The organism is Cupriavidus sp. WGlv3, assembly GCF_023952475.1.
Classification (GTDB): Bacteria; Pseudomonadota; Gammaproteobacteria; order Burkholderiales; family Burkholderiaceae; genus Cupriavidus; species Cupriavidus phytorum.
This window is the reverse complement of sequence record NZ_JALHRX010000002.1, coordinates 18,566-32,840: the sequence shown is the minus strand read 5'-3', so window position 1 is coordinate 32,840 and position 14,275 is coordinate 18,566. Positions and strand designations below refer to the sequence as shown.

The window sequence follows — 14,275 nt, the reverse complement described above, 5'->3', positions numbered from 1 at the left end:
GCAATGTGCACTTTGGTGGATGTTGCCGGATAGCGCCAGGTGGTCTTGCGGCAGACTTGCCTGGCGCTACCCCGTCCCGTGTGCACGCCGCGGGACGCCGCGCGCAACCTGTTCAGGTCGTTGCCACCACTTGCACCTCGACCAGGAAGCCGGGCGCAAAAAGCGTCTGGACCCCGACGACGGTACTCGTGGGCGGAACGGATCCCGGCGGCCGTTCCGATGCCAGCGCTGCCACCAGTTCCCCGGCGGTTTCAGGTGAATAGCCGACCAGGTAGATCACCTCGTTCACGATCTTTTCCCGCGAAGACCCTGCGGCCTGAAGCACGAGATCCAGGTTGGCATAGGCCCGGCGAAACTGCTCGAGCATCGTTCCGTCAACCAATGCACCGCTCTCGTCCCAGGAAAGCTGGCCTGAGGTATAGATCAAGCCTGCCGGCTCCACGACAAGCGCGTGGGAGATCACGCTCTCAAGTTGCGGAAGCCCCCGGGGACTAATCCTGCGTACGCTGTTTGCCATCAACTCAGCTCCTTTTGTGCGCTGTCGCCCTTGATGTTGACGACTTGAATCTGGGTAAACTCCAGCAGACCTTCGCCGCCAAGTTCTACGCCGAACCCGGACTGCTTTGCGCCCGCCTGCGGAATATGCGGGGCCAGATCAAGATGCTGGTTGATCCAGACGCTGCCGCATACCAGTCGTTCCGCCACATCGCGGGCCCGGCTCACGTCCGAGGACCACACCGACGCCCCGAGACCGTATTCGCTGGCATTCGCGCGCCGAATGGCGTCGTCGAGATCGGTATAACGAATTAGCGGAAGCGCCGGGCCAAACTGCTCCTCGTCGACCAGGCGGGCGCCTTCCTCGATGTCAGCGACGATGGTCGGACGGATGAAGTAGCCTGCGCAATCCTCGATCTGGCCGCCAGTAACAATCCGTCCCTTCGTAGCGGCGTCCGCCAGGATGTCCTTGACCTTTTCATACTGGGCACGATTCTGGAGTGGCCCCATGGTCGTCCGGCTGTCCAATCCGTCGCCAACCGTGACGCCTGTGGCAAGACTGACCAGCTCAGCGCAAAGTTCGTCGTAGATGGATGCGTGGATGTACAGACGTTTGATGGCAATGCACGCCTGACCTGCATTGAAGAAGGCGGCACGGAAGATGCCCTGCGCGATGTCTGCCGGAACGGCGTCATCGAGCACGATGGCCGGGTCGTTTCCGCCCAGCTCGAGGGTGACACGCTTCAGCGTTTTCGCCGCATTGGCCATCACCGAATACCCGGTCGCGGTGGACCCGGTAAACGACACCTTCGCGACATCCAGATGCGAGGTCAGAATGCTGCCCAGGTCGTTGCTGTCGGTTATCACATTGAGAACGCCGGCCGGAACGATGGAGGCAACCAGCCGGGCGAACATCAGTGTCGTCAGCGGGGTCGTCGCTGCGGGCTTGATCACGACAGTGTTGCCGGTCAGGAGCGCGCCAGGAACCTTGAAGGCCATCAGCAGCAAGGGGAAATTCCAAGGCACGATCACCGCGACCACACCCAGCGGACGTCGATGCAGTTCGACCTGGCGGACCCCACTGTGTTCGAGGGAAGTCGGCACCAGTTCGGCGTCGGCGACATGCCGAAAGAACGTGGCTGTGCCCCGGACTTCCATTATCGCATCGCCAATGGGTTTGCCCTGTTCCTGCGTGAGCAGGCATGCAAGCTGGCTGGCATTCGCATCGACGATGTCGGCAATGTCCCGTAGCACACGGCGCCGGTGCGTCAGATCGCTGCGCGACCACGTTTCCAGCGCTGCTTTTGCGCTGGCTATGGCTTGCTCAACCTGGTTGGCCGATGCGCGCGGCGCGACACCCAGTACCATGCCAGTGGCCGGATTCACTACGTCCATGGTGGCGGCGCCTTTGACCAGGACACCGCCAATAAGCATGCAGTCGGGCAAGACTGGTGAGCCGTCGTTGGCCTTGAGCGGTTGCGGCGAGTAAGCGTTCATCAGCGGACCTCCGCGGTGATCGATGCTGCCGAGACTGGCGCAAACGTTGCGCTGCCTATCTTGGCTAACTCGGCTTTTAGTGCCGCCGTCTCGTGGTCCTCGCTCGCCCAGGCCAGATATCCGTCAGGACGCACCAGCATGGCGGTGAGACCGGCCCAGGGGGCGGGCGCATCGGGCGCCAACGCAGTGAAATGCATGTCCACGCAAGCGCTGGCGTGGGGGCCAAGGTCATCGCCGCCGAGTGGGCTGGACCGCGCCGTATCGGCTCGCAGATCGAGCAGGACATAGCGCCCGTTATGAAGCTTCTGGAACATGCCTTCGCTGGAACGTTGGAACATCAGGTCTGGAACACGCTGTCCGACGAGAGCATGAGCCGGATCGGCGGACGGGTAGGCAACCGACAGACCAGTCAGCCGCTTGACCAGGCTTATCTCGAGCGCCGGATTCTCCAGGATCAGCTTCTGGAGCAATGAACGCAGATCCCTGCATTCATTGGTGAAGACACTCATCAGCAGCGTCTGCGCCTGAGTGTGCTCCAGCAGGTTCTGGCCGACCGGATGGCGTTCGGCGTGGTAGCTGTCGAGCAGTCCCGCCGGCGCCCAGCCGTTGATCGTTGCTGCGAGCTTCCATCCAAGGTTCATGGCGTCCTGGATACCGACGTTCAGGCCGACGCCGCCGGCTGGCATATGCTGGTGCGCAGCGTCGCCGGCCAGCAGGATGCGTCCCTTTCGGTAAGCTTCCGCCTGCCGGGCGGTATTGTTATAGCGCGACAGCCACGAAGGACTGTGCATGCCATAGTCAGTCCCCATGATCGCTACGGTTTTTGCCCGCAGTTCCTCGAGCGTGAACGCTCCGGGACGATCCGATCGGACGTCATCCGGAGAAATGCCGACCAGCCGATGACGCTCTCCCGGGAGCTTGACTACCGCAATCGCTCCGGCGGAGGTCCATTTGTTGATGGCAACGTCGTCGGGCGGGGCGTCCAGAATGACGTCACCCAGCCATCCGTAGACGGTGGCATCGGTACCGGGGAAGGGAATCCCGGCGCAGTTCCGTACCGTGCTGCGCACGCCATCGCAGCCGACGAGGTACTCAGCGTCCACGGAGTAGGGCCCGTTCGGGCCTTGCACCGCGACGGTGACGGTCGATTCGGTTTCCGTAAACGACTGGACTTGGTGCCCGCGCCGGATCTCGGCGCCGAGATCGCGTGCGCGCTGTTGCAGCAGCTCGGTCGTCCGCGCTTGAAGAATCGCCAAGGTAAAGGGATACGGCGACTCGAGCGGACGGAAGTTGAGCCGGTAATCCAGCAGCCCAAAATGTCCGGCAGGGATTGCAACGCCCTCGTCGAGAAACGCCTTTGCCACGCCGCGCGATGCGAAGGTCTCGATCGTGCGTGGGTGCACCGTCAAAGCCCGCGACTGAGGATCAATCGATTCGCTTTGTTCCAGCACTAGTGTCGCGATTCCGGCGAGTTGCAATTCTCCCGCCAGCCAGCACCCTACCGGACCAGCACCGGCAATGACGACTTGATATTTCATAAGCATTTTTTTCTCCCGAGGCATTGGTTCTTGGGGCGCAGGTCGTTGTCGGTGGCCATTTCCGACGTGTTTGGACATGACGGCTGTTCAGTAAGCATGGCCGGCCCATGGCGTTGGCATACTGGCGCGGAGCGCCCGGCGGGCGAACATTGCAAAGCTCGCCTGGACGATTTCCGGGCGCAGCAGAAAGTCATGGGATTCCCTTGCCAGGCCAGCGTCGAGTTCGGCAATCGAGCCGGTCGACTCAGCCATCAGTTGCAGCTGCGCGGCGTTCTCGATCAGCATCGACAGATAAGCCGACTCCTCGATGGACCCGGTGGCGCAGAGAAAACCGTGATGGGCAAGCAGCACGCTGCGGTTTTTTCCGAGCGCCGTGGCAATGATCTCGCCTTCGCTGTCGGCGATCGGCAGTCCGGGCCATTCAGCAAGAAAGCCGCAGTCATCGGCAAACGGCGTGGCATCCATGTGGGCCACGCGCAAGCGCGTCCCGGTCATGGACAGGGCCGATACGTAAGGCGGGTGTGTATGGATGATGCAATTGACGTCCGGACGCTCGCGGTATATCCAAAGGTGAAACCGGATCGCTGGATTGGCAGCGCCCTTGCCATCGATGACGTTGATCGATTCGTCGATGCGAATGATCTGGTCGGCGTCGATCTCGTCGAAACCCACCGCCAGTGGAGTTGTCAGGAACGTGCCCCCGGCGCTTCTCACCGTAATTTGCCCCGCGAGGGTGCGCGAGTGCCCTTCGAGCGCCAGCATGCGACATGCAAGCGCGATCTTCTCCTCTTCCGTCCAGCCGCCGAATCGAAGCCCGCCCGCCAACCGTTTGACCTGATCTTCCGTGAAGCGCTTCCGGTCCTCATGCGTCATCTGCTGCCTCCTTGGTTATTCCTGCCATCTCTCGCTCAGCGGCGCTCGTCTGCGCGGCTTGGCTCAGCGGGTTCGAAACCTAACACCGTTAGGTAATCGAGGTCGATGGTACACTAACAGTGTTAGATTGCAAACACCGATGTGAATGAAAGCTCCAAAGATTCAACGTGACCAGGTCATTCGAGCTGCCTTAGACCTTCTGGATCAGGAGGGCCTTGATGGATTGACGCTGCGCAAGCTGGCGCTGGCCCTCGACATACAGGCGCCCTCCCTCTATTGGCATTTCAGCGGGAAACAAGCACTGATTGATGCTATGGCGGACGCGCTCGTGATGAATGTTGTCCTGCCCCAGAGCGCGGATCAGCCGTGGGACAGCCGGCTCAGACAAACTGCCGCGGCGCTGCGGCAGGCGCTACTGAAGCACCGTGATGGTGCCCGTGTCTTTGCGGGGACTTATGTCGTGTCGGACAACGTGCTGCGCATCAACGAGTCGATGCTGGAAGCATTCGCGCTGGCCGGCGTCGATCTGTCCCGTGCTTCGACGTATTCCTTCAGCGTGCTCTATTACATCCTGGGTTTTGTGATGGAAGAACAGGCACTCGGACCCCACGGCGAGTTCGATGTCGCTTCACGCAAGTCTGCCTTCGAGGAACTGGCGAAACGCAGCTATCCGAGGAATTTTGCTGCGCGCGAGGCGATCTTTTCTACCGATTTCGACGCACGCTTCAGAACGGGGCTGGAACTGATCATCTCTGGCGTCAAGCAACAGGCGAGCGAGACCGAGAGTAAAGCCGCGCCATCCCTGACTGCAGGAGAGGGCGGCGCCAGTTCGGCAAAAAGACGCTCTGCGCGACGCGGATAACCGAAGCCTGGCCGGGACAGGATGACGGGGATCCGGGCGGCGCCGGACATGGTCGCGCTAGCTGGCCGAGAAGGCCGTAGAATGGCGGACTGCTCCTGTCAGGCATCGAGGTGACTAATGGACATTACTCCTCCCGTTACGCTGGAAGAATGGAATGCGGCCGGGGCCGACTATCTGCCTGGCCTGCTTGGCATGTGCTTTGTCAAAGTCGAGCCAGATGAGGTGGTGGCGACGCTTGAAGTGCGTCGAGCCCTGGAAGCCTGGAATGGCTACTTGCATGCGGGAACGGTGGTCTCGCTCGCGGATACGTGCTGCGGCTACGGAACCGTGCGAAGCTTGCCATCAGGGGCCAGTGGGTTCACCACCGTGGAACTCAAGAGCAACATGCTTGGAACGGCGCGCGATGGCATCGTGGTTTGCACCGCGCGACCCATCCACAAAGGACGCACCACCCAGGTCTGGGATGCCGAGGTCCGTCGCGGGGGCGACAATGCCCTGATCGCCAGTTTTCGCAACACGCAATTGATCCTTTGGCCCAGAAGCTAATGCCGCATGCCGCCGGCAAGAGCCTGCCATACCAGCCGATGCGCTCGAGGCAGAGGTTCCGGTAGCCGGTCGCGGCGAGGCCGTGCGCGTCATCCATGCCATGCCCGACGGCGGCACCCTGACGCTGACCATGCGCGACTGGAAAGCAGATGGGGCCGGGTACCGACTTCAGGCGAAGCTCCGGGCGAAGGACGAAACGAGCGTGAGCGGGGGATGGGCTCGAGCCTGTGTTAAGGCGGCCTGAAATCAATGGTGGAACCATGCGGCGTCGCGGCCAGCGGGCGATTACCGAGAGCCGTCAGTGGTTCGTCCAGCTACATACCATGTCCGTAGCTCGCCGATTCCCTTCGCGTTGATGGTTCCGCGCGCTTCCAGCAGGAAGGATTCCCCCAGCTGTTCCTTGGTGGATTCCGATATCTGAACACGGCCGGCAATACCGTGGGACTCCATCCGGCTGGCAATATTGACGGTTTCGCCCCACAAGTCATAGATGAATTTTCGTCGGCCGATCACGCCGGCAACGACCGCGCCGCTGTGGATACCGACCCGCAGTTGCAAGCTGAAGCCGCTTTGCTGGTTAAACCGGGTCAGGAAATCCAGCATGTCCAGTGCCATGTGAGCGGCCCGGGCCGCGTGGTCGTCAGCAGGGACGGGAAGGCCGGCCGCTGCCATATAGGCGTCGCCGATCGTTTTGATCTTCTCCAGCCCGCGGTTCTCCGCGATATCGTCAAACTCAGCGAAGATCTCGTTTAGTACGGCTACCAGGCCTTCGGGGCTCATGGCAGGAGAGAAGCAGGTGAACTGGACGAGGTCGGCAAACAGCACCGACACTTCCTCGAACCTGTCGGCAATGATTTCGGGCGGACCGGGGGCGATGAGATCGAATCGCAGCTTCAACCGTTCGGCAACGGGCGCCGGCAGTACATTAAGGAGCAGCCGTTCGGTGACCTGTTGCTCGCGAACAAGTTTTTCGTAGAGCTGCCTGAGTTCATCGCTTTGGTGAACGATCGTTTCCCTGCTCGCTTCCAGTTCACATACCTTGCGCTCGAGTTCCTCGCCGTACCGCAGGGACTCACAGTGGAGCAGGCGCACTTCCAACATGTTCCTTACCCGCATCAGCACCTCGCCGAGGTCGAACGGCTTGCTCACGAAATCTCTCGCTCCGGCCCGAAGTGCTCGCAGCTTGTGATCGGGCTGGGCGGTGATGACGATCACCGGCAGGTAGCTTTCCGGCTGTACGGCCTGGAGGTGCGCCATGACTTCGAAGCCATCCATGCCCGGCATCTGAAGATCCAGCACAATCAGGTCATAGTGATTCCTGCGGTGAAGCTCGCCGACCGTGCGTGGATCGGTGGTTGCCTCGACACGGGTGTAGCCGGCCCCATGCAACATGGCCTCGAGCAGCAGGACGTTGGCCTCGAGATCGTCAACGACGAGGATTCTTGCAGCGAGGATATCCGCCGTGTCGATCATGGCAAGCTGGTTCGCGGCGGTTCCAGCGCTGCGTTCAGTGCGTCCATGAACTCCTGAATCCTGATCGGCTTGGTCAGGTATCGAAAGAATCCTGCCTTCACGCCACGCTCGATGTCGCGCGGCATCGCGTTGGCACTGAGGGCGATGACCGGGATATGCCGCGTCACTGGGTCGTGGCGCAGGCGCTCCAGTGCGTCGATGCCGTTGATGTCGGGCAAATGGATGTCCATCACGATCACCTCGGGCAGGGCAGTGCGCGCAAGTTCGACGCCGAGCGTCCCCGTGGCCGCGGACAACAAACGCACATCTGCCCGGCGCGCGACAAGTTGCTCGAGGAGCTTGAGGTTCGCCGGATTGTCTTCCACATACAGCAAGGTATGCACCGTGCTCGAGGATTCGACACGCGCCCGGACGGGCGCGGCGGTGTCCGTGCTTTCGCCAGAGATTGCCGGAGGGGCGGCGGCAGGCAGTTCGACCCGAAACACGCTGCCCACGCCGGGCGTGCTTTCAACGTCGATGGTCCCACCCATCAGCTCGGCCAGTCGCCTGGCTACCACGAGCCCGATGCCGGTGCCCTCCACGGGGCCCGCCTCATGTCCGAGGCGGTTGAACGGCTGGAATAGCTGGGCGAGCCGTTCCGGTGTCAACCCCGTGCCGGTGTCGCGCACGCTGACGCATACGCGATGTCCCGTCGTCGTCACCTGCACATCGACCGAGCCCCGGTCCCGGTTGTACTTGATGGCATTGGAAAGCAGGTTTAGAAGGATCTGCTTCAGGCGGGTCCGGTCGGCACGGACGAAGCAGGGTGGCGTGGCCGCGGGAAACCGCATGCGGACCGCGCGTTTCACTGCTTGCTGCTCAAGCATTGCCTGGCACTCGTGCAAGGTGTCGATGACCGAAACCGGCTCGGGGGACAGCGACGCCTGGCCGGCTTCTATTCTGGCCAAGTCAAGCACTTCGTTGATGAGCTCCAGCAAATGCCAGCCCGCTTTCAGGATCTGGTCGATGCTGGCCTGCTGCGACGCAGTCGGAGGCGGAGACTCGGAGGCCATCACCTGCGCGAAGCCAAGGATGGCGTTCAGCGGATTGCGCAACTCATGGCTCATGTTCGACAGGAATTCCGTCTTGGCATGGTTGGCGCTTTCAGCGGACGCCTGGGCTTGCTTCAGCGCTTCGATATCGGTGCTGGATGCGAGCCATTTCACGATCTTGCCGTCGGCATCCTTCAATGGCGACCCGCGTTCGAGGTGCCACCGGTAGGCGCCATCGGATGCCCGTTTCAGGCGATATTCGATCTCGTATTCGCGGCCCTGCGCCACCGCGTCTGCCCAGCGGCCGAGATTGTGCGCGATGTCCTCGGGGTGGACGGCCGATTTCCAGGCGCCGGACCGGGTCTGGTCGAGGCCAAGGCCGGTATAGCTGGTCCACCGCCGGTTGCAGTAATCGATCTGACCATCCGCATCGGCGGTCATGATCATGTGAGGAATGCCATCGGCGAGCAGCCTGAAGTGCGGCTCGAACTGCCTGAAGTCGAGGGCGGAAAGGCGATCCTTTCCCGCTCCGCCGTGAGTCTGCCTGCGCATGATCTACCCCCGCAGTCCGCGGGCTGGCGCCTGGCATGCAAGCGGCGAGGCAGGCCGGCCGGAATCCGCGTCTCAGGGAAAGAATACGCCCAGCCACTGCCGGTGCAAACCGGCCGGCGCGGTGACGTGGCTGGTCAACTCATAAGTCGATAGTGCACCACTCCAGGCAGCTCAACCGAGGCTGGATGCACTACATCCTGGCGAGATAGCGGGCCACGGCCGGGATGTCTTCGTTCGACAAGGTGGCGGCAATGCCGTCCATCGCGCCGGTCGCGTCATGGCGCTTGCCGCTCTTGTACGCCGCAAGTTGGTGCGCGAGGTAATGCTCCCCCTGGCCGGCGAGACGCGGTGCCAGCTCCTTGCCCGTCAGTGCTTCCCCATGGCAGGCCTGGCAGCTGCGCGCCTGGACCACGGCCTTGCCGCGCGCCTCGAGCGCGGCGCTCTCCATCGCGTCCGTGCTGTCGGCCGATGCCTGCCTTGCGTAGTAGGCTGCCAGTGACCGGATCTGCTCGTCGGTCAGGCTCCTGGCAAGTGGCCCCATGGTCGGGTTGTCGCGCTGCCCGCTGGCGAACGCGCGCAGCTGCGCCTCGAGATAAGCTGCCGGCTGCCCGGCCAGGGCCGGGTACTCCGCGTTCCGGGATTGCCCTTGCGGACCATGGCAGGCGAAGCAGGTCTCCGCAAATTGCGGCCAGGGGCCGCCATCGGCCTGGCTTGCCCGGGCCTGATTGTCCAGTGCCGAGCCGAACCGGTGGTAGTCCACCAGTTCGGGAACGAGGAATGCGGCCGCCGCCGCCACTACCGCGGCCGTCGCGAGCATCATGCGCTTCATCTTCATTTATGCCTCCGGGACGGGAGAGGGCAGCGGCGCTTGCAGCGCGCCGAGTGCCTGCAGGGCGGCACGGTGTCCCGAGCGCACGGCGCCGTCCATGGCGCCGGCCCAGATGTCGGCCGTCTCGGTCCCCGACCAGATCAGCCGGCCCAGCGGTGGATGCAGGTGTTGGCCGAGTTTCGTCCAGAAGCCGGCGGGCATCGGGTTGATGCAGCTCATCGACCAGGGGTCGACCTTGCCCCAGTCAAGGTCGTGGTATTGCGTGGGCTTCAGCGCCTGGTCTCCGAAAGCCCTGGCATAGATGGCGGACAGGATGGGCTCGGCGGCGTTCGGGTCGGCCGGCAGGTAGCCAGGTTTGACGAAGGCGCTGAGCACGCCGACCGAGCCGTCCGGCGGCGAGTTGTCGACCGACCAGATCAGCGGGCCGTCGAGCGGCACCACCTGACCGTTGAAGCCTTTCTCGCGCCAAAACGGCTGTGGGTAGACATGTGCGGCCTTGCGCATCGGCGCATGTGCAGGCCAGGCGCGGTGCAACTGTGCCCGGCCGGGAGGCAGGGGGGGATCGAACACGATCTGCTGGCACAGCGCCGGGTTCAGCGCGGCAATCACGTGACGCGCCCGCACCACGCCCCCGTCGGTATGCAGTTCGACGATCTCGCGGTCCCAGCCGACGATCTTGCGCACCGGGCAGGACAGCCGGACCTTGTCGCCGAGGTCTTGCGCCATCCGGACGCTGAGAATCTGCGAGCCGCCGACGAAGCGCGTCTCCTGCGCGCCGTCCTTGATCTTCTCGAGCGTGTCGTAGTCACTGTTCGCGCTGTTGATCACCGACAGGTAGTGCAACAGCCCGAGTTGTGCGGGAGGCGCGCCGAGCGACAGGGTCGCGGCCATGCTGAAGGAGAATTTCTCCTCGTTGCTCAGGCCTTGCTGCGCCAGCCAGTCCCCCAGCGTCAGCTTGTCGTATTCCGCTGCTTTCGACGCCTTCCATGGCGCGCCGCTGGGCACGCCGCGCGCCATCTCGCTGAGCCTGGCGGCCACCTGTCCCTGGGCACCGATGCCCCCATGCAGGTCCTGGGTTACGCGGATGTTGTCGGCGAGGAATACGGTCTTGCCGGCGTAATAGGTGCCGAAGGTCTCGACGCCGAGCTCGCGCGCCAGGTCGGCAATGGCGGTCTGGCCGGGGCCGATCCACTGGCCGCCCGCTTCGGAGACCACGCTGTTGCCTAGGTCGTGGTTATAGGTGCGGCCACCGACGCGGTTGCGCGCCTCCAGCACCACGAAGGACTGGCAGCCGGCGCGCTGCAGGTCGCGCGCGGCGGTCAGTCCGGCCAGGCCGGCGCCGAGGATGGCCACGTCCAGCACGTCGCGCTGTGCGCGTGCAGCGCCCGCGCGCAGTGGTGCGGCGCTGGCGGCATGCGGTGCGGCTACCGCCAGCGATGCGGCCGCCGCCGCTGCCGCAATGCCGAGCAGCCGGCGTCGCGTGTGTGAGTCCGGCCCGGAGCCGGGCGCCCTGTTCTGTATCGCCTCGACCTGTGCCGCGCCATCCCGGCGCCTTGTGTGCTCGCTCATTGTTCGGTGAAAGCCAAAAGTAGTATGTGAGTGTAAATATAGGACGAAAAGACAAACAAGTCAAAAGACCGCGGTGTAGATGGTTTCGGCATCGCTTCGCGCCATGAATGACGAGTCAGGGAAGGGAATACCCTGTCTTTTCTCTTCTTTCGATATTTGTCATAGTGACCTAACTTTGGTGTGTTGGCCTATTAACGAATCGGCCTCGGAACGACAGGAGTTCACCCATGGATCAATCCAAGCGCAAGGCTTTCGCGGAGGACGGGGCCGTCCTTATCGAAGGCTGTCTCAATGCGGAACAGCTGGCGCTGTGCCGGCAGGCGTTCGACTGGGGCATCGAGAACCCCGGTCCTAATGCGCACAGCCTGTTCGACGGCTCGGTGCAGAAGTCGCATGTCGACAACGCAAATCCCTTTGCCAAGGGCAGGCTGGATGAACTGGCCGCCGCACTGCCCTTTGGCAGGTTGTTTGCCGACCTGTGGGGCTCCGAGCACGTCTGGTATTTCGCCGAGGAACTGTTCCTGAAGGCCGGCGGCAACGCAGGGCGCTCGCCCTGGCATCAGGACACTTCCTATCTCCCCTGGGCCGGCAAGCACTTCGCCAACGCCTGGATCAGTTTCGAAGCGGTACCCAAACGCAACGCGCTGGAGATCGTCCGCGGCTCGCATCTCGGCACGCGCCACGACGGCAGCACCTTCCAGAACCCTGACGATCCCACCGAACCCTTGCACGGTGGTGACGCCTGGCCGCGGCTGCCGAATATCGAGGTCGAGCGCCGTGCCAATCCCGATGCGTACGACATCGTCTCCTGGGCGACCCGGCCCGGCGACGTGCTGCTGCTGCATCCCGGCGTGCTGCACGGGGGCGGCGCCGTCGACGCCGACTTCCCGGATCGCCACACGCTGGTGATGCGCTTCTTTGGCGACGATGCGGTTTTCAGTCCGCTGCCCGAGCACAGCGATGCGGGCTTCACGCCGGCGGGCGTCCTGTTTGTTGAAGAACTGGCATCGCTGAAGGCAGGCGATCCGTTCCGAGCTTCCTGTTTCCGGCAAATCATCTAAGCCAAGGCCCTCCCTGACATGACGACTCCCACCATGAACCGACAGTCCATCATTCCGCCCGGCACCGAGGCGCTGTACAACGCCCTCCATTTTTCACCCGCGACCCGGGTTGGCGACACCGTCTGGGTCTCCGGGCAGGTCGGCGTCGACGCCACCATGACCCCGGCCGCAGGGATGGAGGCACAGGCACGGATCGCCTTCGAATCGCTGAAAGCGGTGCTGTCGGCCGCCGGCGCGAGCCTGGCCGACGTGGTCGAGCTGACGACCTACCACACCAGCTTTCGCAGCGAGCTAGCCGAGTTCACCAGGGTGAAGGACGAGTACATCCCCAACCGCTATCCGTCCTGGACTGCGGTCGGCGTGACCGAGCTGGCGCTGCCCGGGCTTTGCATCGAGATCCAGGCGGTTGCGGTGGTGGGCTGCGGCGCAGCCTGAGCCGGTCCCGGCGGGCAGCACCCTGCCGTTTTTTTGCGCCCTATGTTTGTCACAGTGTCCTATGTTAGGCACTCTGTTTAAAAAATAAGAAGCCGGGACAGTAACCGGTTGAACCTGGTGGTAGGAGACACAGATGAAATACACGACGTGGTTGATCAGCGCGACCGTTGCGCTCGGTGGCGCAGCTTACGCCGCCGCTCCCGAGCAGGACATGGCCCGGCTCGGCAAGGACCTCACCCCGGTGGGTGCCGAGCGCGCCGGCAACAAGGACGGGTCGATTCCGGAATGGACCGGCGGCGACATGAAGGCGCCCGGAGGCTGGAAGCCCGGCACGCCGCGCCCCGACCCCTATGCGAACGACAAGCGCCTGCTGTCGATCGACGCTGCCAACGTTGACCGCTACAAGGACAAGCTCGCACCCGGGCAGGTCGAGATGGTCAAGACCATCCCGGGCTACCGCATGGACGTCTATACGACGCGCCGTTCCTGCGGCTTCCCGGACTTCTACTACGAGCGCACGAAGAAGAATGCGGCGAGCGCCAGGCTTGCCGACAACGGCCAGAACCTGGCCGAGGCACTCGGCGCCGGCGTGCCGTTCCCGATCCCGCAGAGCGGCGTCGAAGCGATGTGGAACCACAAGCTGCACTGGAAGGGCGAGGGTTTCCAGATGAGCTACGCCGGCTATATCCCGCCCAAAGGCGGCGACAGCATCGGCGAGCCGCTCGGCCAGGAGGAATGGCAGACGTCGCCGATGTGGTCGCCGTCGAACAAGGGCGTCGCCGACGCGCGCGGCATCGAAAGCCTGTACCTCAACACCTTCACCAGCCCGCCGTCGATCGCCGGCGATGCCACGCTCACGCAGTACAAGTTCGCCGAGGCCAACGACGTCTGGCTGTACTTCGCCAGCCAGCGCCGTGTACGCCGGGCGCCGACGTACCAGTACGACGCGCCGCAGCTCAATACGGAGAACTTGCTGACGGTCGACCAGTACATGCAGTTCAACGGCCCGCTAGACCGCTACGACTGGAAGCTGGTCGGCAAGAAGGAGATGTACGTCCCGTACAACACCTATCGCCTCAACTCTTCCGCGAACAGGGTAGAGGATGTCGTCAAGCCAAAGTTCCTCAGCCGCGACCACACGCGCTACGAGCTGCACCGCATGTGGGTGGTGGAGGCCACGCTCAAGTCCGGCATGCGCCATACCTTCCCCAAGCGCGTGTTCTATCTCGACGAGGACACCTGGACCATCCTGGTGGAAGACATGTACGACGCGCAGGGCAAGGTCTGGCGCACGACCGAGATGGGCCCGTACATGGCCTGGGAAATCCCGGCCTGCGTGTGGGCGGCCAACACCAGCTATGACCACCAGACCCGGCGCGCGGTGCTCGACCGCGTGGTCGCGGGCCGCAAGGAGCCGGACTGGCTGGCCACACGCGAAGGACGCCTGAAGGAGAAGACCTTCGAGCCGGACGGCCTGCGCCGATTCACCACGCGCTAAGCGATCACACGGGTAC

General features: G+C 63.4%; 13 protein-coding genes. 5 read left to right on the top strand and 8 right to left on the bottom strand.

The window, feature by feature from the left end; translation table 11 throughout:
* Positions 1–112: 112 nt before the first annotated feature.
* From MKD38_RS03605 to MKD38_RS03590, 4 genes are all read right to left on the bottom strand, one after another.
* The gene (locus MKD38_RS03605) at positions 113–517 is read right to left on the bottom strand and encodes a RidA family protein (RefSeq protein WP_252674696.1); all 405 of its coding nucleotides are present in this window, start codon (positions 515–517) and stop codon (positions 113–115) included.
* The gene (locus MKD38_RS03600; protein WP_252674695.1) at positions 517–1,992 is read right to left on the bottom strand and encodes an aldehyde dehydrogenase family protein; all 1,476 of its coding nucleotides are present in this window, start codon (positions 1,990–1,992) and stop codon (positions 517–519) included. The genes MKD38_RS03605 and MKD38_RS03600 overlap by 1 nt, the downstream gene beginning before the upstream one ends.
* On the bottom strand, positions 1,992–3,530 hold the full coding sequence (locus MKD38_RS03595; RefSeq protein WP_252674694.1) for an FAD-dependent monooxygenase: 1,539 nt from the start codon (positions 3,528–3,530) through the stop codon (positions 1,992–1,994). Before MKD38_RS03595 ends, MKD38_RS03600 begins: the two co-directional genes overlap by 1 nt.
* Positions 3,531–3,617: 87 nt before the next feature.
* Entirely contained in the window at positions 3,618–4,403 is a 786-nt protein-coding gene (locus MKD38_RS03590) for an aldolase (RefSeq protein ID WP_252674693.1), read from the bottom strand.
* Between the two features lie 145 nt (positions 4,404–4,548).
* Between MKD38_RS03590 and MKD38_RS03585 the strand changes: the two genes are divergently transcribed.
* Together MKD38_RS03585 and MKD38_RS03580 are read left to right on the top strand one after the other, a co-directional pair.
* The gene (locus MKD38_RS03585; RefSeq protein WP_252674692.1) at positions 4,549–5,265 is read left to right on the top strand and encodes a TetR/AcrR family transcriptional regulator C-terminal domain-containing protein; all 717 of its coding nucleotides are present in this window, start codon (positions 4,549–4,551) and stop codon (positions 5,263–5,265) included.
* Between the two features lie 117 nt (positions 5,266–5,382).
* Positions 5,383–5,811, top strand: coding sequence for a PaaI family thioesterase (locus MKD38_RS03580; RefSeq protein ID WP_252674691.1), 429 nt, complete (start codon positions 5,383–5,385; stop codon positions 5,809–5,811).
* A gap of 285 nt (positions 5,812–6,096) precedes the next feature.
* On the opposite strand, the gene MKD38_RS03575 is transcribed toward MKD38_RS03580, so the two are convergent.
* From MKD38_RS03575 to MKD38_RS03560, 4 genes are all read right to left on the bottom strand, one after another.
* On the bottom strand, positions 6,097–7,284 hold the full coding sequence (locus MKD38_RS03575; RefSeq protein WP_252674690.1) for an adenylate/guanylate cyclase domain-containing protein: 1,188 nt from the start codon (positions 7,282–7,284) through the stop codon (positions 6,097–6,099).
* The gene (locus MKD38_RS03570; RefSeq protein WP_252674689.1) at positions 7,281–8,867 is read right to left on the bottom strand and encodes a PAS domain-containing hybrid sensor histidine kinase/response regulator; all 1,587 of its coding nucleotides are present in this window, start codon (positions 8,865–8,867) and stop codon (positions 7,281–7,283) included. Before MKD38_RS03570 ends, MKD38_RS03575 begins: the two co-directional genes overlap by 4 nt.
* Positions 8,868–9,057: 190 nt before the next feature.
* Complete coding sequence (locus MKD38_RS03565; protein ID WP_252675319.1) at positions 9,058–9,696, bottom strand: c-type cytochrome; 639 nt, start codon at positions 9,694–9,696, stop codon at positions 9,058–9,060.
* Between the two features lie 6 nt (positions 9,697–9,702).
* Entirely contained in the window at positions 9,703–11,265 is a 1,563-nt protein-coding gene (locus MKD38_RS03560; RefSeq protein ID WP_252674688.1) for a flavin monoamine oxidase family protein, read from the bottom strand.
* Between the two features lie 227 nt (positions 11,266–11,492).
* On the opposite strand from MKD38_RS03560, the gene MKD38_RS03555 reads away from it, so the two are divergent.
* The 3 genes from MKD38_RS03555 (at position 11,493) to MKD38_RS03545 (ending at position 14,259) form a co-directional block, all read left to right on the top strand.
* A complete protein-coding gene (locus tag MKD38_RS03555; protein WP_252674687.1) occupies positions 11,493–12,326 on the top strand; it encodes a phytanoyl-CoA dioxygenase family protein in 834 nt (277 codons plus the stop codon).
* 33 nt (positions 12,327–12,359) lie between these two features.
* A complete protein-coding gene (locus MKD38_RS03550) occupies positions 12,360–12,761 on the top strand; it encodes a RidA family protein (protein WP_252669563.1) in 402 nt (133 codons plus the stop codon).
* A gap of 133 nt (positions 12,762–12,894) precedes the next feature.
* Positions 12,895–14,259, top strand: coding sequence for a DUF1329 domain-containing protein (locus tag MKD38_RS03545; RefSeq protein WP_252674686.1), 1,365 nt, complete (start codon positions 12,895–12,897; stop codon positions 14,257–14,259).
* Positions 14,260–14,275: the final 16 nt, after the last annotated feature.

Bases quoted from the DNA above. Each gene is read 5' to 3' on its own strand.
- MKD38_RS03545 (WP_252674686.1), top strand. From the start codon at position 12,895: ATGAAATACACGACGTGGTTGATCAGCGCGACCGTTGCGCTCGGTGGC.
- MKD38_RS03575 (WP_252674690.1), bottom strand. From the start codon at position 7,284: ATGATCGACACGGCGGATATCCTCGCTGCAAGAATCCTCGTCGTTGAC.
- MKD38_RS03595 (WP_252674694.1), bottom strand. From the start codon at position 3,530: ATGAAATATCAAGTCGTCATTGCCGGTGCTGGTCCGGTAGGGTGCTGG.
- MKD38_RS03565 (WP_252675319.1), bottom strand. From the start codon at position 9,696: ATGAAGCGCATGATGCTCGCGACGGCCGCGGTAGTGGCGGCGGCGGCC.
- MKD38_RS03590 (WP_252674693.1), bottom strand. From the start codon at position 4,403: ATGACGCATGAGGACCGGAAGCGCTTCACGGAAGATCAGGTCAAACGG.
- MKD38_RS03585 (WP_252674692.1), top strand. From the start codon at position 4,549: ATGAAAGCTCCAAAGATTCAACGTGACCAGGTCATTCGAGCTGCCTTA.
- MKD38_RS03580 (WP_252674691.1), top strand. From the start codon at position 5,383: ATGGACATTACTCCTCCCGTTACGCTGGAAGAATGGAATGCGGCCGGG.
- MKD38_RS03555 (WP_252674687.1), top strand. From the start codon at position 11,493: ATGGATCAATCCAAGCGCAAGGCTTTCGCGGAGGACGGGGCCGTCCTT.
- MKD38_RS03570 (WP_252674689.1), bottom strand. From the start codon at position 8,867: ATGCGCAGGCAGACTCACGGCGGAGCGGGAAAGGATCGCCTTTCCGCC.
- MKD38_RS03560 (WP_252674688.1), bottom strand. From the start codon at position 11,265: ATGAGCGAGCACACAAGGCGCCGGGATGGCGCGGCACAGGTCGAGGCG.
- MKD38_RS03550 (WP_252669563.1), top strand. From the start codon at position 12,360: ATGAACCGACAGTCCATCATTCCGCCCGGCACCGAGGCGCTGTACAAC.
- MKD38_RS03605 (WP_252674696.1), bottom strand. From the start codon at position 517: ATGGCAAACAGCGTACGCAGGATTAGTCCCCGGGGGCTTCCGCAACTT.
- MKD38_RS03600 (WP_252674695.1), bottom strand. From the start codon at position 1,992: ATGAACGCTTACTCGCCGCAACCGCTCAAGGCCAACGACGGCTCACCA.